Origin of the sequence: Streptomyces sp. WM4235, assembly GCF_001279725.1 — a bacterium.
Classification (GTDB): domain Bacteria; phylum Actinomycetota; class Actinomycetes; order Streptomycetales; family Streptomycetaceae; genus Streptomyces.
On the sequence record NZ_LGDE01000423.1, the window covers coordinates 25,660 to 42,386 of the forward strand.

The following is a 16,727-nucleotide window of genomic DNA, read 5'->3' on the forward strand; positions in this document are numbered from 1 at the left end:
TCGCGTCGAGACGGGCGCGCGTCGGTCCGTGTGTCGGGTGGGTGGAGTGTCCGGGGTGGGTCGGGTGTCGGGTGTGGGCTCAGTGGGTGGGCTCGGGCGGGTGCTTGACGACGCAGTCGGGGCCCGGGGACATCACGGCCTCGTGCCCGTCCTGGAAGCGGACCCGGTAGGGAGGGGTTCCGTTCTCTCCCAGTACCTGGGTGATCTCACCCACCTTGTCGTGCTGGCCCACGATCCTGCCGTGCTGCACCAACTGGTCGCCCTCGGTCGCGCGCATAGCCGGCCTCCCTCACAAGGCGGTCTGATCCGGTGCTAGCAGTTTAGGTCGTTCCAGCACTATTTGACCCGCTGTGTCACCGCGATGCAGACGAGTACCGCACCGGCCGCCACCGGTGCGGCCGGGGACATGTGCTCGCCGAGCAGCGCCACCGACCAGACCAGCGTCAGCAGGGGCTGCGCGAGCTGGAGCTGGCTGGCCCGGGCCGCGCCGATCTCCGCCATGCCCCGGTACCAGACGTACAGCCCCAGGAAGGTCGAGCCCGCCGCCACCCAGACCAGCCCGATCACCCCGTGCGCGGTCAGGTGTACGGGCTCGTACGCCAACCCCAGCGCCGAACCGGCGAGGCTGAGCGGCAGGCACAGCACCAGCGCCCAGCCGATCACCTGCCAGCCCGGCAGCAGGCGGGCGAGCCGCCCGCCCTCGGTGTAGCCGGCGGCGCACACGAGCAGCGCCCCGAAGAGGTAGCCGTCGCCGGCCGAGAGGGAGCCGCCGCTCTGACCCAGGGTGAAGCCGAGCACGATCACCGCCCCCGCGACGGCCGCGGCCCAGAACCGCCTCGACGGCCGGGCCCCCGTGCGCAGCGAGGACACCACGGCGGTGGTCAGCGGGAGCAGGCCGACCACGACGGCGGCGTGCGAGGTGGTGGAGGTCTGGAGCGCGAGGGTGGTGAGCAGGGGGAAGCCGACGACGACCCCCGCGGCGACGACGGCGAGCCCCACCCAGTGCGCGCGGTCGGGCAGCGGCACCCGGCGGGCCAGCAGGAAGGCGCCCGCGATGGCCGCGGCCAGGACGCTGCGCACGGCGACGAGCGACCAGGGGCCGAAGCTCTCCAGGCCCCAGGCGGTGGCGGGAAAGGTCAGCGAGAAGGCGACGACCCCGAGCCCGGCGAGAGCGGATCCGCTTCTGGCTCCGCGCTGAACCGCTATCGGGGTCGGACGAGTAGCGCTATTCTGTGCTGTCATGTACGAGCGTAGCAGTGCGGCGGAACTGGCCGAATCCCTCAAGTCGGAACTGAACCGCTACTCGGTGGGTGGAAAGCTGCCGTCGAGTCGGGCCCTCGTGGAGCACTACCGGGTCAGTCCGGTCACCGTGTCGCGCGCCCTCGCCCTGCTCGCGGCCGAGGGGCTCGTCGTCACCCGACCCGGCGCCGGGGTGTTCCGGGCCCGACCCCGCTCCGCGGAACCGGCGTCCGGGGACACCTCCTGGCAGGAGGTCACCCTCAGCGGGGAGGGCGCCGGCGACGTGGTCCCGCGCTCCGTGGACGCCTCCGGGGTGCTCGTCTCGCTGGCCGCCCCGCCGTCCGGGGTGATCGAGCTGAACAGCGGATACCTGCACCCCTCGCTCCAGCCCGAGCGGGCCATGGCGGCCGCCCTCGCCCGCGCCGGCCGCCGGCCCGGCGCGTGGAGCAGGCCCCCGGTGGAAGGGCTGCCCGAACTGCGCGACTGGTTCGCCCGGGAGATCGGCGGCGCCGTGTCGGCTGCCGACGTGCTGGTCACCGCGGGCGGGCAGAGCGCCCTGACCACCGCGCTGCGGGCACTGGCCCCGCCCGGCGCGCCGATCCTGGTGGAGTCGCCCACCTACCCCGGGCTGCTCGCCATCGCCCGCGCCTCCGGCTGCCGTCCCGTACCGGTCCCCGTCGACGTCGAGGGGGTCCGCCCGGAGCTGCTGGCGGCCGCCTTCGAGGCGACGGGCGCCCGCGTCTTCGTCTGCCAGCCGCTGTTCCAGAACCCGACCGGCTCCGTCCTCGCGACCGCGCGCCGCGCCGAGGTCGTACGGATCGCGCGCGCGGCCGGGGCCTTCGTGGTCGAGGACGACTACGCGCGAAACCTGGCCCACGAGGACGCCGGCCCGCTGCCCGCCACCCTCGCCGCCGACGACGCCGACGGGGTCGTCGTCCACGTCCGCTCGCTCACCAAGGCGACCTCGCCCAGCCTGCGCGTGGGAGCGCTGGCCGCCCGAGGTCCCGTCCTCGACCGGCTGCGCGCCATCCAGGTCGTGGACAGCTTCTTCGTATCCCGCCCGCTCCAGGAGGCCGCCCTCGAACTGGTCGGCGCGCCCGCCTGGCCCCGGCACCTGCGGGCCGTCGCCGCCGAGCTGCGGCACCGCCGGGACGTCCTCGCGGGCGCCCTGCGCCGGGAACTGCCCGCCCTGACCCTCCCCCAACCGCCCTCCGGCGGATACCAGTTGTGGCTCCGGCTCGCGGACGGCGCGGACGAGGCCGCCTTCGTCGCGTCGGCCCTGCGCGCCGGCGTCGCGGTCGCACCCGGCCGCCCGTACTTCGGTGCGGAACCGCCGGGGCCCTACGTACGGCTGAGCTTCGCCGGCGTCGCCGGCGCGGGCGAGCTGACCGAGGCCGCCCAACGGCTGCGATCCGGCCTCGGCCCCCACGCGTGACACCGCCCCGCAATTCGGTTGAGGGGCGCGCGAGCCCCGCCTAGCCTGCGCCCATGACCGGCATCGAGATCACCACCCTGGCCCGGCGTCCCGAACTGGCCGCCCGGCTCTGGGACATGAAGGACCCGTGGCCCCCGTTCGCCGGCCACGACTCGCTGGCCTGGTTGCTGTACCCGCGCATGGTGGCCGAGTTCCCCGACCACGTACTGGTCGGCACGGACGGCGACGCGGTGGTCGCCAGGGCGTTCAGCCTGCCCTTCGCCCTGCACGCGCAAGGCCGCGGCGCCGGCGTGCTGCCCGCCCGCGGCTGGGACCAGGTCCTGCTGTGGGCCTTCTCCGACCTGCGGCGCGGGGTGGCACCCGACACGGTCAGCGCCATCGAGATCACCGTCGCCGCCGACCGGCAGGGCGAGGGGTTGTCGGGGCTGATGCTCGCGGCCATGCGGGACAACGCCCGCGCCCGCGGCTTCGCCGAGGTCGTGGCCCCCGTACGGCCGAACGGCAAGCACGCCGAGCCGGACACCCCGATGGACGAGTACGCGTACCGCACCCGCGAGGACGGTCTGCCCCACGACCCGTGGCTGCGGGTGCACGTCCGCGCGGGGGCCGTCATCGACTCCGTGGCGCCGCTGTCCATGACGGTCAGCGGGTCCCTGGCCGACTGGCGGGAGTGGACCGGGCTGCCCTTCGACACGACCGGCCCGGTGCGGGTGCCCGGCGCGCTGTTGCCCGTCCGTTGCGAGGCGGAGCAGGGGTACGCCGTGTACGTGGAACCGAACGTGTGGGTGAGGCACTCGCTCGGCTGAGGCGACCGGGTCGGGGTCGGTCGGCCGGTCGGCCGGCCGGCTGGTCCCGGTCCCGGTCCTGGCCCCCGTCCCGGTCCCGGTCAGACGATGGGCTCGCCGATCCCCACCAGGTTCCCCTCGCTGTCGCGGAACCAGGCGGCGCGCTCACCCCGAGCGCCCTTGCTCGGGTAGTTCCCCTCGATCTCGGCGATCCCGTCCTCGGTGTGCAACCCGGGCGCGTCGACCTCCTCGAACCGCACCCCGCGCCGCCGGAGCTCCGACACGACCGACGTCAGGTCGTCGACCACCCATCCCATCTGGGTGAACGTGCCGGGAGACGCCCCCGTGGACGCGAACAGGACGAACTCCGTGCCCCCGCACCGGTACAACAGCCCACCGGGCCGTTCGTCCACGGGCTCCAGGCCGAGCCGCTCGGCGTAGAAGCGCCTCGCCCGCTCCAGGTCCTGCGCGGGCAGCCGGGTCGCGACGTGTCCCCGGGCCAGAATGTTGCCGTCGTCAGCGTTCACGACACCACTGTGCCGCGCGCCGCGACCGAACCGCGGGCGACATGCGCGGACCACGATTGGACGGCGCGGCGCCGTGCGCCGGCGATGCCCGGCGAGACGCGAGGATGCTTTGCATAAACGTGCATAGATACGTATAGTCATGCCATCGATGAGGAGGGTCCGATGGTGGTACGTGTAGCGGTGGCCGGAGCGAGCGGATACGCGGGCGGTGAAGTCCTGCGCCTGCTGCTCTCGCACCCCGAGGTCGAGATCGGCGCGCTGACCGGCAACTCCAACGCGGGCCAATCCCTCGGAACCCTGCAACCGCACCTCGTGCCCCTCGCCGACCGGACCCTGGAGGCGACCACGCCCGAGGTCCTCGCCGGACACGACGTCGTCTTCCTCGCCCTGCCGCACGGCCAGTCCGCCGCCGTCGCCGCCCGCCTCGGCGAGGACGTGCTCGTCGTCGACATGGGCGCCGACCACCGGCTCAAGGACTCCGCCGACTGGGACCGGTTCTACGGCGCTCCGCACGCCGGGACCTGGCCCTACGGACTCCCCGAGCTCCCCGGCGCCCGCGCCGCGTTGGAGCGGGCCAAGCGTATCGCCGTTCCCGGCTGCTTCCCGACCGCCGTCTCGCTCGCGCTGTTCCCGGCCTACGCCGCCGGGCTCGCCGAGCCGGAAGCCGTGATCGTGGCGGCCACCGGCACCTCCGGCGCCGGCAAGGCCCTCAAGTCGCACCTGCTCGGCTCCGAGGTCATGGGCTCCGTCAGCCCGTACGGAGTGGGCGGCGGTCACCGCCACACGCCCGAGATGGTGCAGAACCTCAGCCCCCTCGCGGGCCGGCGGGTCTCGGTGTCCTTCACGCCCACCCTGGTGCCCATGGCCCGGGGCATCCTCGCCACCTGCTCCGCCAAGGCCCTCCCCGGCACCACCGCCGACGCGGTCCGCGCCGCGTACGAGAAGGCCTACGCCGACGAGCCCTTCGTACGCCTCCTCCCCGAGGGGCAGTGGCCCGTCACGAAGTCCGTCCACGGCTCCAACGCCGCCCAGGTGCAGGTGGCGTACGACGAGTCCGCCGGGCGGATCATCGCGATCAGCGCCATCGACAACCTGACCAAGGGCACCGCCGGCGGCGCGGTGCAGAGCATGAACATCGCCCTCGGATTCGACGAGGGCCTGGGCCTTTCCACGATCGGAGTCGCACCGTGAGCGTCACGGCAGCACAGGGATTCACGGCGGCGGGCATCGCCGCCGGAATCAAGGCGAACGGCAGCCCTGACCTGGCCCTCGTGGTCAACAACGGGCCGCGACTGGCAGCCGCGGGCGTCTTCACCTCCAACCGCGTCAAGGCGGCGCCCGTGCACTGGTCCGAGCAGGTCCTGCGCGGCGCCGCCGTCAGCGCGGTGATCCTCAACTCCGGTGGCGCCAACGCCTGTACCGGCCCCAAGGGCTTCCAGGACACCCACGCCACGGCGGAGAAGGTCGCCGAGGCGCTCGGCGGCGAGCACAACGCCGGCGAGATCGCCGTCGCCTCCACCGGCCTGATCGGCGTCCTGCTCCCCATGGACAAACTGCTCGCCGGCGTCGAGACCGCGGTCACCGCCCTCTCCGCCGACGGCGGCGAGGACGCGGCCATCGCCATCAAGACCACCGACAGCGTGCACAAGACGGCCACCGTCACCCGGGACGGCTGGACCGTCGGCGGCATGGCCAAGGGCGCGGGCATGCTCGCCCCGGGACTGGCCACCATGCTCGTCGTCCTCACCACCGACGCCGACCTGGACGCCCCCACCCTCGACAAGGCGCTCCGCGCCGCCACCCGCACCACCTTCGACCGGGTCGACTCCGACGGCTGCATGTCCACCAACGACACCGTGCTGCTGCTCGCCTCGGGCGCCTCCGGCCGGGTGCCCGAGTACGAGTCCTTCGCGGAGGCCGTACGGACGGTCTGCGACGACCTCGCCCGGCAGTTGATCGGCGACGCCGAAGGCGCGAGCAAGGACATCCGCGTCGAGGTCGTCGGCGCGCTCAGCGAGGACGACGCGGTCGAGGTCGGCCGGTCCATCGCCCGCAACAACCTGCTCAAGTGCGCCCTCCACGGCGAGGACCCCAACTGGGGCCGGGTGCTCTCCGCCATCGGCACCACCCGGGCCGCCTTCGACCCGGACCGGTTGAACGTCGCCATCAACGGCGTCTGGGTGTGCCGCAACGGCTCGGTCGGCGAGGACCGCGACCTGGTCTCGATGAAGGACCGCGAGGTCCGCATCACCGCCGACCTGGCGAACGGCTCCGAGTCCGCGGTGATCTGGACCAACGACCTGACCGCCGAGTACGTCCACGAGAACAGCGCGTACAGCTCATGAGCACCGCGAGGAAGCACACCGCGCTCCCCAAGGCCGAGATCCTCATCGAGGCCCTGCCCTGGCTGACCCGCCACAACGGCAAGATCGTCGTGATCAAGTTCGGCGGCAACGCCATGATCGACGAAGACCTCAAGGCCGCCTTCGCCCAGGACGTGGTCTTCCTGCGCCAGGCCGGGCTGCGGCCCGTCGTGGTGCACGGCGGCGGACCGCAGATCAACGCCCAGCTGGACAAGCAGGGCCTGGTCAGCGAGTTCAAGGCGGGCCTGCGCGTCACCACGCCGGAGGCCATGGACGTCGTACGCATGGTGCTGGCGGGGCAGGTCCAGCGCGAGCTGGTCGGGCTGCTCAACCAGCACGGGCCGCTCGCGGTCGGCATGACCGGCGAGGACGCCCACACCATCACCGCGACCAAGCACAGCCCGCAGATCGGCGGTGAACTCGTCGACATCGGCCGGGTCGGGGTGATCACCGCCATCGAGACGGGCGCGATCGAGGCGCTGCTGGCCGACGGCCGGATCCCCGTCATCTCCTCCATCGCGCGCAGCGCCGACGACCACCACGTCTACAACGTCAACGCCGACACGGCGGCCGCGGCCCTCGCCGCCGCGCTGGGCGCCGAGACGCTGATGGTCCTCACCGACGTCGAGGGCCTGTACGCGGACTGGCCGAACAGCGACGAGGTGATCAGCCGGCTCACCGTCGGCGAGCTGGAGAAACTGCTGCCCGAGCTGTCCAGCGGCATGGTGCCCAAGATGGAGGGCTGCCTGCACGCCGTGCGCAACGGCGTGAACACCGCCCGCGTGATCGACGGACGGGTCCAGCACTCGATCCTGTTGGAGATCTTCACCGACGAGGGAATCGGCACGATGGTCGTGCCCGACGCACAGGGAGGGGAACCCGCATGACCGGCGGAAACCAGGAGACCGGCAACCAGCGCTACGGCGCCCGTTGGCGGGGCGCGCTGACCGACAACTACGGCACCCCGGCGCTGGCCCTCGTGCGCGGCGAGGGCGCTCAGGTCTGGGACGCGGACGGCAGGCAGTACACCGACTTCGTCGGCGGCATCGCGGTCAACGCCCTGGGCCACGCGCACCCGGCGATCGTGTCGGCCGTCACCTCGCAGATCTCCACCCTCGGCCACGTCTCCAACCTGTACGCCTCCGGGCCGGTGTTGGCGCTCGCCGAGCGGCTGCTCCAGCTCTTCGACCGCCCGGGCCGGATCTTCTTCTGCAACTCCGGCGCCGAGGCCGTCGAGGGCGCCTTCAAGATCGGCCGGTTGACCGGTCGGACCCACATGGTGGCCACCGACGGCGGCTTCCACGGCCGGACCATGGGCGCCCTCGCGCTCACCGGCCAGCCCAAGAAGCAGGAGCCCTTCCTGCCCCTGCCCGGCGAGGTCACGCACGTCCCCTACGGCGATGTGGAGGCCCTGCGGGCCGCCGTCACCGAGGAGACCGCACTGGTGATCATCGAGCCGATCCAGGGCGAGAACGGCGTCGTCGTCCCGCCCGCCGGCTACCTGACGGCCGCCCGTGAGATCACCCGGGCCACCGGAACCCTGCTCGTGCTCGACGAGGTGCAGACCGGCGTCGGGCGGTGCGGCCAGTGGTTCGAGCACCAGGCCCACGAGGGCGTCGAGCCCGACCTCGTCACGCTCGCCAAGGGCCTGGGCGGCGGCCTGCCGATCGGCGCCGTCGCCGCCTTCGGCCCGGCCGCCGACCTGCTCCGGCCCGGCCAGCACGGCACCACCTTCGGCGGGAACCCGGTCGCCTGCGCCGCCGGCCTCGCCGTGATCGACACCATCGCCGCCGACGGCCTGCTCGACCGGGTCAAGGCACGCGGCGAGCGGCTGCGCTCCGGGATCGAGGGCCTGGGCCACGGCCTGGTCTCCCACGTCCGCGGCGCCGGCCTCCTGCTGGGTATCGTGCTGACCGAGCCGCTCGCAGCCCTGGTGCAGCAGGCGGCTCAGGACGCCGGCTTCCTGGTGAACGCGCCCGCCCCCGACGTCGTACGGCTGATGCCCCCGTACGTACTGACCGAGGCCGAGGCGGACGCGTTCCTCCGGGCCCTGCCCGGCGTGCTCGACGCAGCCAAGGACGCAGCCAACGGGGACGGACGAACCGGGGAATGAGACGACGATGAGTCAGGCGCAGGAACACGAGCAGAACGGCCAGTCCGTCCCCCAGACCCGCACCGCACGCCACCGCCGGATCGTGGACATCCTCAACCGGCAACCGGTGCGCTCGCAGAGCCAGTTGGCCAAGCTGCTCGCCGACGACGGGCTGAGCGTCACCCAGGCGACGCTCTCGCGGGACCTCGACGAGCTGGGCGCGGTGAAGATCCGCAACACGGGCGGCGAGCTGATCTACGCGGTCCCCAGCGAGGGCGGCTTCCGCACCCCGCAGGCCCCGCTCGGCGAGTCGGCGAAGGAGGAGCGCATGCGGCGCCTCTCCGGGGAACTGTTGATCTCCGCCGAGGCCTCCGCGAACCTCGTGGTCCTGCGCACCCCGCCCGGCGCGGCCCAGTTCCTCGCGTCCGCGATCGACCAGGCCGAACTCCGGGAGATCCTCGGCACCATCGCCGGCGACGACACCCTGATGCTCATCAGCCGTGATCCGGCGGGCGGTCAGGCCCTCGCCGACCACCTGCTGCGGTTGGCGCAGAAGGAAGGCTGAGCCCCGCGAGGCGTCCCGCCCCGGGCGGGCGCCTCGCGGGCGGGCGCCGAAATCGGCTGCTGCGAACGCCTGTTCGCCCCTGGCCTCGGAAGGTGCACTCTTTCGCCCTGCCCGCCTCGCTGACCGTCCTGGCCTGCCTCCTGTACGGGGCCATCGGCGTGCGGTGGTGGCACCGGGCCGCCGCCGGCCGGGCCCGCGCCGGGACGGCCCTTAGTACCGCGTCACGGCGAGCGGGCCGTCCTGCGTGCCGACCGCGATGTGCGGCCGGCGCCCGGGGTCCGCCCAGCGCAGGATCGCGCGCATCGACCGCTCCGGCACGGACACGCAGCCCGCCGTCGCGCCCTTGCCGTCGACGTGCAGGAAGATGCCCGCGCCCCGGCCGCGCACCGGCCTGTCGTAGTTGAAGTCCATCACCAGCGCGTACGCGTACTGCTGCCGGTACGTGACCAGGTGCTCGGCCTCGCCCGGCGCGCAGTCGGCGGGCAGCGGCTCCACCCAGCGGTTGTAGCTGCTCGACGCGTTGTCCTGGCACCACCAGGAACGCTCGGTCACCCGCCGGTACCGGGTGCGGTACTCCGTGCCCGCGGGCGGGGCCGCGATGCCGAACGCGTACGGCAGTCCGTACAGGCCCGCCGGGGTGGTGCTGGTGCCCTGGACCCGGGTGGTGCCTTCGGCCAGGCCGTTCGCCCCGAACCGCGCGGGTGCGCTGCCCGCCTCGTACCAGCGGCCCGCGCGCCGGTCCCACCAGGTGAGCCGGCCCGTCGTGGATCCGGCGGAGGGGGCGACGGCGACGATCAGCTGACTGCCGCCCCCGGTGTCGGCGAGGCGCGCGGGCAGGGGCGTGGGGCCGGGCCACAGCAGGCCGGTGACGAACAGTGAGCCGGCGAGGAGAGCGGTACGCAGCACCCGTCAGACGGTACGGGCAGGGAGGGGCAGAGGCAGTGCAGGCAGGCCGTCGAGACTCGTTCCGATGTGGTCCTTCTTCTCGCAGTACTCGGCGAACTCCTCGTCCGTCTTGCGGCCGAAGTACTCCGCGTGCAGGCTGCGCTCGCCCTGGTAGTCCATGAGGGGGACGGCGTAACCGCACACGTCCGCGATCCGGCGGGCGTGGACCACGACGATCGCCCGCGCCGAGGGCCCGTCGGCCTCCCCGAACAGGGCGATGAGCTCGCCCCAGCGCGGATCGTCACGGAAGACCGCCTCGCCCTCGCCGTGGATGCGCACGATGTTCGGCGGACCGGAGAACGCGCACCACATCAGCGTGATGCGACCGTTCTCGCGGACGTGGGCGATGGTCTCGGCGCCGCTCCCGCCGAAGTCGAGGTATGCGAGGGTCTGCTCGTCGATGACGACGAGGGTCCCGGCGCGGCCCTTGGGGGAGAGGTTGACGTGACCGTCCCCGGCGAGCGGGGCGGTCGCGGTGAAGAAGACCGGCTGTTCCTCGATGAACTTCCGCAGGCGGCCGTCGATCTGTTCATAGAGCTTTCCCATGACCTGATCATCTCCTGCCGTGACGGGCGACCGCCGCACGTTTCACCTCGTGAGACCCAGGCGCGAGCGCCGCACCCCCATTTCGTACGCGTCGAACAGCCCCGCCGAGCGCCGCAACAGCTCCGCGAGTTCCGGCCGGTCCGTGTCGTCCGTGTGGAGACTGAGCTGCCACTTCCACCCCCGTACGGTGGCACGGGCCGTCGCCCGCAGGCGGGGGTCGTCGTCCGCGACCATGGCGACACAGGCCCGCAGTTCCGTGATGCCGCGCCGTGCCCGCAGCAGCCGGAAGGCGGCCCGGCGCAGGTGCCGGGGGCGGTCCGCGGCGAGCCGCGCGATCAGCCGGTCGGCGTCCAGGCGCCCCGAGAACGGGAGCAGGCTGAGGGAGGCCTCGCGCACCACGGCCGGCCAGGGGTCCTCCAACAGGGCGGTCAGCGCCGTGATGTCGGTGTTGTCGTCCAGGAGCCGCAGCCCGGCGACGGCCGCGGCGCGCACCCGTCCGTCGGGGTGGGTGAGCAGGGCGTGCAGCCGCGGGCCGTCGCTGCGGCGCGCGCACTCGGCGAAGCCCGCCACGGCGTACGCGGTGACCCGCCCGGGGTCCGTCACCAGCTCGCGGTAGTGCGGGAAGGGGTCGCCGCCGCCCTGACCGACGAGCCATCGCGCGCAGGCCCGCACCAGGCCGGAGCGGTCCGCCAGGTGGCGCACCGCCTCCTCGGTCCGACCGGCTCCGCGCAGTGCGGTGACCCCGGTGGCCCGGACCATCGGTGACCGCGCGCCGAGCAGCAGGTCGACGGCCTCGTCGTCGGGCCCGTCGGTGGCCATCAGCCGGGTGGCCGCGTCGGCCCACAGTCGGGCGGTGACGGGGTCGGGGTCGGTCGCGGCGAGGCGGGCCAGGGCGCGGGCGTCGAACCGCCCGCTCTCCAGGGTGAGCCGGGCGGCGTATCGCCGGGTGGGGAGGTCCGTGTCCGCCCGGAGCGCGGCCAGGACGGGTTCGTCGTCGCGCAGCACCTCCTCCAGTCGGGCCAGGGCCCAGCCGCCCTGTTCGCGGGCGGACAACCGCAGTACGAGCGGGGTGAGGGTGCGCGCGGCGCGCTCGGGGTGGGTGCGCAGGAGCGCGCCGAGCACCTGGCGGGCCCGGTCCCGTACCGCCGGCGCCCAATCGGCGCACCGGATCGCGACGAGCTCGGGCCACCGCTCGGCCCGGTCGAGCGCGGCCTCTCGGATCCGCCCGTCGGGGTGGCACAGCAGTGTCGCGTGGAGGCCTTCCCGGGGCCCGGCCGAGTCGTCCCGGCCGTACCGCAGTCGGCTGCGGACCTCCTGGTCGAACGCGATCCACGCCGTGGGCCCGGCGTCCGCGAGTTCCCGTCGGACGTCCGCTCCCGGGCGGGCCGCGTTCGGCCCCGTCCGGAGGTGCTCTTCCCGGTGTGCGCTCACGTCGGCGCCGCCTTCCTTGGGCTCGATGCGCCGATGCTACGGACGTTCATGCGGCGCGGGCCATTGAATAACCGCAGGCCAGAGCGGAGGGGGCACGGTCGATTGACGAAACATACGGAGCAGTGCATAGTTATGCCTGTTCGAGGCCAACCGGTACGTGACCGGCGACATCCGCGTGACCCCGCACGGCGGCCGCGCCGTCGTCACGGGGCGCAGGTCGGACGTGTCGCTCTACGACTTCAACCTGGCCACCTACGACTCGGGCGACACCTTCGACCAGTCCAAGGCCCAGGGTTTCATCGAGATCCTCGGCCTGTCGTCGAAGATCGCCGCACGCCGCGACCTCGCCTGAGTCCAGTCGTTGGGTCGTTGCGCAGTACGACGTCGGACTCCCCGACACCTCCGCGGCGGGGAGCCCGCGCACATCCGAGTATGCAGTCTGAGGAGCAGTAGCTGTGAGCAGCAACAACGGTGGTGACGTCCGGCTCTGGGGCGGCCGGTTCGCCGACGGCCCCGCCGAGGCCCTCGCGAAACTGTCCGCGTCGGTCCACTTCGACTGGCGCCTCGCGCCGTACGACATCGCCGGTTCCCGGGCCCACGCCCGTGTCCTGCGCAAGGCGGGTCTTCTGACCGCCGAGGAACTGGATCGGATGACCGACGGTCTGGACCGGCTGGAGGCCGACGTGGCCGACGGCTCCTTCGTCGGCACCGTCGCCGACGAGGACGTCCACACCGCCCTGGAGCGGGGTCTCCTGGAGCGGCTCGGCGCCGACCTCGGCGGCAAGCTGCGCGCCGGGCGGTCCCGCAACGACCAGGTGGCCACCCTCTTCCGGATGTACCTGCGCGACCACGCCCGGATCGTCGGCGGCCTGATCGCGGACCTCCAGGACGCGCTGGTCGGCCTCGCCGAGACGCACGCCGACGTGGCCATGCCGGGCCGGACCCACCTCCAGCACGCGCAGCCGGTGCTCTTCGCCCACCACGTGCTGGCCCACGTGCAGTCCCTGTCCCGGGACGCCGAGCGGCTGCGCCAGTGGGACACCCGGACCGCGGTCTCCCCGTACGGCTCGGGCGCCCTCGCGGGTTCCTCGCTGGGCCTGGACCCGGAGGCGGTCGCCGCCGACCTGGGCTTCGAGCGCGGCTCGGTCGGCAACTCGATCGACGGCACCGCCTCCCGGGACTTCGTCGCCGAGTTCGCCTTCATCACCGCGATGATCGGGATCAACCTGTCCCGGATCGCGGAGGAGATCATCATCTGGAACACGAAGGAGTTCTCCTTCGTGACCCTGCACGACGCCTTCTCCACCGGCTCGTCGATCATGCCGCAGAAGAAGAACCCGGACATCGCGGAGCTGGCGCGGGGCAAGTCGGGTCGGCTCATCGGCAACCTGACCGGCCTGCTCGCCACCCTGAAGGCCCTCCCGCTCGCCTACAACCGGGACCTCCAGGAGGACAAGGAGCCCGTCTTCGACTCCTGCGACACCCTCGAAGTCCTGCTCCCCGCCTTCACCGGCATGATGGCCACCCTCACGATCAACCGGGAGCGGATGGAGGAGCTGGCTCCGGCGGGCTTCTCCCTCGCCACCGACATCGCGGAGTGGCTGGTCAAGCAGGGCGTGCCGTTCCGGGTGGCGCACGAGGTGGCCGGCGAGTGCGTCAAGGAGTGCGAGGCGCTCGACATCGAGCTCGACGAGCTCACCGACGAGCAGTTCGCGAAGATCTCGGAGCACCTCACCCCCGAGGTCCGCACCGTCCTGAACGTCGCCGGGGCCCTGGCCTCCCGCAACGGCCGCGGCGGCACCGCCCCCTCGGCGGTGGCCACCCAGCTCACCGAGCTCAAGGCCGACCTGGTCATCCAGCACGCCTGGGCGATCCACAAGCAGTAGCCGCACGACAGCGGTGGCCGCACGACAGCGGTGGCCGCGTACGACAGTGGTGGCCGCGTGACCCGAAGGGGGCGGCCGGAGCACCCGCTCCGGCCGCCCCCTTCGGCGTGCCATGCCGCACGGTCCGCCGGGCGCCCGGCCGCCCGGGCGTCCTACGCGGCCCAGTGCGCCAGCGCGTCGAAGTCGGCCGGGGTCAGCCCGATCCGCTCGTCGATGCGCATCAGCAGGGTGCGCGCCGGATGGCGCAGGTCCACGTACTCCCGGTCCATCGCGGTGATGTCGTCGTCGATCCACGCGAAGGGACGCTCCCCGGCGTACTCCAGGATGTATTGCGTCTTCCAGAAGGTGCCGCGCGGCGCCCGGCCGTGCATCCGCGGCCAGTCGATGTACGGCAGCCGGGGGAGTCCCAGGCGGGGGCCTATCCAGTCGTTGGCCTCGCCCTTCCAGGTCGTCGCCCAGACCAGCTCGTAGGACTCCGCCAGGGCGAGCAGCTCGGTGCCGTGGTCGGGGTTCAGCCAGACCCGCAGGGGCTTGCGGCTCTCGGCCTCGGCCCAGCCGGTGGGGCGCATGCGGTGGGTGCCGTAGCCCTCGGGGCGGCTCTGCGCCTTGGCCGCGTACGGGTTCAGCGGGCCGTCGACGTCGATCAGCAGCAGGGGCCGGTGTCTCGGGTTCATCTCGACAGGATTCCTTTCGCCGCCCTGGGGGGCAGCCCATTTTCGGATCACTCGATGATCACTCGATGAGACAAAGTTGTCTCATTCGGGTTATGGTTGTCTCATGGCCATGGATCGTGACCAGGTGCTCCGCGACGCGGCGGCCCTGCTCTCCCGCAAATCGACCGCGACGATGGACGAGGTCGCCCGCGCCGCCGGAATCGGCCGCGCGACCCTCCACCGGCACTTCGCCGGGCGCGACGCCCTCGTACGGGCCCTGGAGGAACTGGGGATCCGCGAGTTCGAGGTGGCGTTCGACAGCGCCCGCCTCGACGAGGACACGGCCGTCGACGCGCTCACACGGCTCGTCGCCGAGGTGGAGCCCAACGCCCAGCTGCTGGCCTTCCTCGTCACCGAGAACCAGCTGTTCGAGGGCGACGAGGTCAACGAGGGCTGGGCCCGGCTCGACGCCCGCGTGAGCGCCCTCTTCCGGCGCGGCCAGGAAGAGGGACACATCAGGATCGACCTGAGCCCCGCGTGGCTCACCGAGGCCCTGTACGGGCTGGTCGGCACCTGCGCCTGGGCCGTCATGGACGGCCGGGTCGCGGCCAAGGACTTTCAGTACATGATCATCGAGCTGCTGCTCGGTGGCGCACGACGGAGCGTGGAGAAATGAGTCGTACCGAAGAGCTGAGCAGGCGGACCGGGACGGAGGGACAGAGCCGAGGACGCTGGCCGGCGCTCTCCGTGCTCGTCCTGGCCGTGCTGCTGGTCGCGGTCGACGCCACCGTACTCGGCCTCGCCACCCCCGCCCTCAGCGAGGACCTCAAGCCGTCCGGCACCCAACTGCTGTGGATCGGCGACATCTACTCCTTCGTCATCGCCGGCCTGCTCGTCTCCATGGGCTCCCTCGGCGACCGCATCGGCCGCAAGAAGCTGCTGCTCATCGGAGCCACGGCCTTCGGCGCCGTCTCCGTGCTCAACGCCTACGCGAGCAGCCCCGAGATGATGATCGTGGCCCGCGCGCTCCTCGGCGTGGCCGGCGCCACCCTGATGCCGTCCACCCTCGCGCTGATCCGCAACATCTTCCACGACCCCCGGGAGCGCAGCCTCGCCATCGGCATCTGGGGCGCCACCGCCTCGGCCGGCGCGGCCGTCGGCCCCGTCGTCGGCGGAGCGCTGCTCCAGCACTTCTGGTGGGGCTCGGTCTTCCTCATCAACCTCCCCGTGATGATCGTCCTGGTCATCGTCGGCATCAAGCTGCTTCCCGAGTCCAAGAACCCGGTCGCCGGGCCCTGGGACCTGATCAGCGTCGGCCTCTCCCTCGTCGGCATCATCGCCGTCGTCTACGCCGTCAAGGAAGCCGCCACCCACGGGCCCTCGTGGGAGGCCGCCGGCGTCGCCGCCCTCGGTATCGGCACGCTCTACGCCTTCGTGCGCCGCCAGTTCACGCTGACCGCGCCGCTGCTCGACATGCGGCTGTTCAAGCACCGCGGCTTCTCCGGCGCGGTCCTCGCCGACCTGCTCACCGTCTTCGGACTGTCCGGCCTGGTCTTCTTCCTGTCCCAGTTCCTCCAGCTCGTCCAGGGGCGCGAGCCGCTGGAGGCGGGCCTGGCGGAGCTGCCCGCCGCGATCGGCGCGGTGGCCACGGGCCTGCTCGCCGGCCGGTACGCCCGCAAGTACTCGGTACGGGTGCTGGTCAGCGGTGGTCTCGCCGCCATCGGCGCGGCCCTCGCCGTCCTGACCGTGATCCACAAGGAGACCGGCTACCCACTGCTCGGCGCGGCCCTGCTCGTCGTCGGCCTCGGCGCCGGCTTCTCCTTCACGGTCACCGCCGACGTCATCCTCTCCAGCGTCCCCAAGGAGCAGGCCGGTTCCGCCTCGGCCGTCTCCGAGACCGCGTACGAACTCGGCGCCGCCCTCGGCATCGCCCTGCTCGGCTCCATCGTCACCGGCGTTTACCAGAGCTTCACCGCCCCCGCGTCGGTCTCCGGCCCGGTCGCCGACGCGGCGCACGAATCGCTCGGCGGCGCCGTCGAAGCGGCCAAGTCGCTGGACCCGGAGACCGCCCGGACGATGGTCGACGCGGCGCAGGTCGCCTTCGTGGACGGGCTGCGACTCGCCTCCGGCGTCGGCGCGGCCGTCCTGCTGGCCACCGCCGTGGCCGCCTGGTTCCTGCTCAAGGGGCAGAAGCTCCAGGACGGGATCGAGCACTGACCGCGGTGCCCTGATCTCCTCAAGGAGCGGTTTCCCGCACGCG

At 72.8% G+C, this 16,727-nt stretch carries 17 protein-coding genes and 1 pseudogene; 11 read left to right on the forward strand and 7 right to left on the reverse strand.

Annotation, left to right across the window (positions count from 1 at the left end):
• Positions 1-79 precede the first annotated feature (79 nt).
• Together ADK55_RS24410 and ADK55_RS24415 are read right to left on the reverse strand one after the other, a co-directional pair.
• Positions 80-277, reverse strand: a complete 198-nt coding sequence (locus ADK55_RS24410; RefSeq protein ID WP_053681924.1) for a DUF1918 domain-containing protein — start codon at positions 275-277, stop codon at positions 80-82.
• Between the two features lie 59 nt (positions 278-336).
• Positions 337-1,242: a DMT family transporter gene (locus tag ADK55_RS24415; protein ID WP_078999344.1), complete on the reverse strand. Its 906-nt coding sequence runs from the start codon at positions 1,240-1,242 to the stop codon at positions 337-339.
• On the opposite strand from ADK55_RS24415, the gene ADK55_RS24420 reads away from it, so the two are divergent.
• The gene (locus tag ADK55_RS24420; protein WP_053681925.1) at positions 1,241-2,674 is read left to right on the forward strand and encodes a PLP-dependent aminotransferase family protein; all 1,434 of its coding nucleotides are present in this window, start codon (positions 1,241-1,243) and stop codon (positions 2,672-2,674) included. The two genes, ADK55_RS24415 and ADK55_RS24420, sit on opposite strands and share 2 nt — an antisense overlap.
• Positions 2,675-2,727: 53 nt before the next feature.
• Positions 2,728-3,480, forward strand: coding sequence for a hypothetical protein (locus ADK55_RS24425; protein WP_053681926.1), 753 nt, complete (start codon positions 2,728-2,730; stop codon positions 3,478-3,480).
• A gap of 80 nt (positions 3,481-3,560) precedes the next feature.
• On the opposite strand, the gene ADK55_RS24430 is transcribed toward ADK55_RS24425, so the two are convergent.
• Positions 3,561-3,986: a VOC family protein gene (locus ADK55_RS24430; protein ID WP_053681927.1), complete on the reverse strand. Its 426-nt coding sequence runs from the start codon at positions 3,984-3,986 to the stop codon at positions 3,561-3,563.
• 162 nt (positions 3,987-4,148) lie between these two features.
• Here ADK55_RS24430 and argC point away from each other — a divergent pair, with 162 nt between their 5' ends.
• Genes argC through ADK55_RS24455 form a run of 5 tightly spaced genes read left to right on the forward strand, consistent with a single transcriptional unit; the run spans position 4,149 to position 9,006 of the window.
• Positions 4,149-5,177: an N-acetyl-gamma-glutamyl-phosphate reductase gene (argC, locus tag ADK55_RS24435; RefSeq protein ID WP_053681928.1), complete on the forward strand. Its 1,029-nt coding sequence runs from the start codon at positions 4,149-4,151 to the stop codon at positions 5,175-5,177.
• A complete protein-coding gene (gene argJ / locus ADK55_RS24440; RefSeq protein WP_053681929.1) occupies positions 5,174-6,331 on the forward strand; it encodes a bifunctional glutamate N-acetyltransferase/amino-acid acetyltransferase ArgJ in 1,158 nt (385 codons plus the stop codon). The genes argC and argJ overlap by 4 nt, the downstream gene beginning before the upstream one ends.
• Positions 6,328-7,236 (forward strand): acetylglutamate kinase, encoded by a 909-nt coding sequence (gene argB, locus ADK55_RS24445; RefSeq protein WP_053681930.1) that lies wholly within the window; start codon positions 6,328-6,330, stop codon positions 7,234-7,236. Before argJ ends, argB begins: the two co-directional genes overlap by 4 nt.
• Positions 7,233-8,462 (forward strand): acetylornithine transaminase, encoded by a 1,230-nt coding sequence (locus tag ADK55_RS24450; protein WP_053681931.1) that lies wholly within the window; start codon positions 7,233-7,235, stop codon positions 8,460-8,462. The genes argB and ADK55_RS24450 overlap by 4 nt, the downstream gene beginning before the upstream one ends.
• A gap of 7 nt (positions 8,463-8,469) precedes the next feature.
• On the forward strand, positions 8,470-9,006 hold the full coding sequence (locus tag ADK55_RS24455) for an arginine repressor (protein ID WP_053681932.1): 537 nt from the start codon (positions 8,470-8,472) through the stop codon (positions 9,004-9,006).
• Positions 9,007-9,216: 210 nt separating this feature from the next.
• Here ADK55_RS24455 and ADK55_RS24460 read toward each other — a convergent pair whose 3' ends face one another.
• The 3 genes from ADK55_RS24460 to ADK55_RS24470 are packed head-to-tail and all read right to left on the reverse strand — an operon-like array spanning position 9,217 to position 11,928.
• Positions 9,217-9,912: a L,D-transpeptidase family protein gene (locus ADK55_RS24460; RefSeq protein WP_107089294.1), complete on the reverse strand. Its 696-nt coding sequence runs from the start codon at positions 9,910-9,912 to the stop codon at positions 9,217-9,219.
• Positions 9,913-9,915: 3 nt separating this feature from the next.
• The gene (locus tag ADK55_RS24465; RefSeq protein WP_053681933.1) at positions 9,916-10,497 is read right to left on the reverse strand and encodes a pyridoxamine 5'-phosphate oxidase family protein; all 582 of its coding nucleotides are present in this window, start codon (positions 10,495-10,497) and stop codon (positions 9,916-9,918) included.
• Between the two features lie 42 nt (positions 10,498-10,539).
• Positions 10,540-11,928, reverse strand: coding sequence for a HEAT repeat domain-containing protein (locus ADK55_RS24470; RefSeq protein ID WP_053681934.1), 1,389 nt, complete (start codon positions 11,926-11,928; stop codon positions 10,540-10,542).
• Between the two features lie 142 nt (positions 11,929-12,070).
• Between ADK55_RS24470 and ADK55_RS24475 the strand changes: the two are divergent.
• Positions 12,071-12,280, forward strand: a pseudogene (locus tag ADK55_RS24475) (argininosuccinate synthase); the annotation flags it as partial.
• Between the two features lie 103 nt (positions 12,281-12,383).
• Positions 12,384-13,814: an argininosuccinate lyase gene (gene argH / locus ADK55_RS24480; protein ID WP_053681936.1), complete on the forward strand. Its 1,431-nt coding sequence runs from the start codon at positions 12,384-12,386 to the stop codon at positions 13,812-13,814.
• Positions 13,815-13,966: 152 nt separating this feature from the next.
• Here argH and ADK55_RS24485 read toward each other — a convergent pair whose 3' ends face one another.
• Complete coding sequence (locus ADK55_RS24485; protein WP_053681937.1) at positions 13,967-14,488, reverse strand: HAD domain-containing protein; 522 nt, start codon at positions 14,486-14,488, stop codon at positions 13,967-13,969.
• A 103-nt stretch (positions 14,489-14,591) separates the two neighbouring features.
• On the opposite strand from ADK55_RS24485, the gene ADK55_RS24490 reads away from it, so the two are divergent.
• Both ADK55_RS24490 and ADK55_RS24495 read left to right on the forward strand, forming a co-directional pair.
• Complete coding sequence (locus ADK55_RS24490) at positions 14,592-15,143, forward strand: TetR/AcrR family transcriptional regulator (protein ID WP_053681938.1); 552 nt, start codon at positions 14,592-14,594, stop codon at positions 15,141-15,143.
• Positions 15,140-16,684, forward strand: a complete 1,545-nt coding sequence (locus ADK55_RS24495; protein ID WP_053681939.1) for an MFS transporter — start codon at positions 15,140-15,142, stop codon at positions 16,682-16,684. Before ADK55_RS24490 ends, ADK55_RS24495 begins: the two co-directional genes overlap by 4 nt.
• Positions 16,685-16,727: the final 43 nt, after the last annotated feature.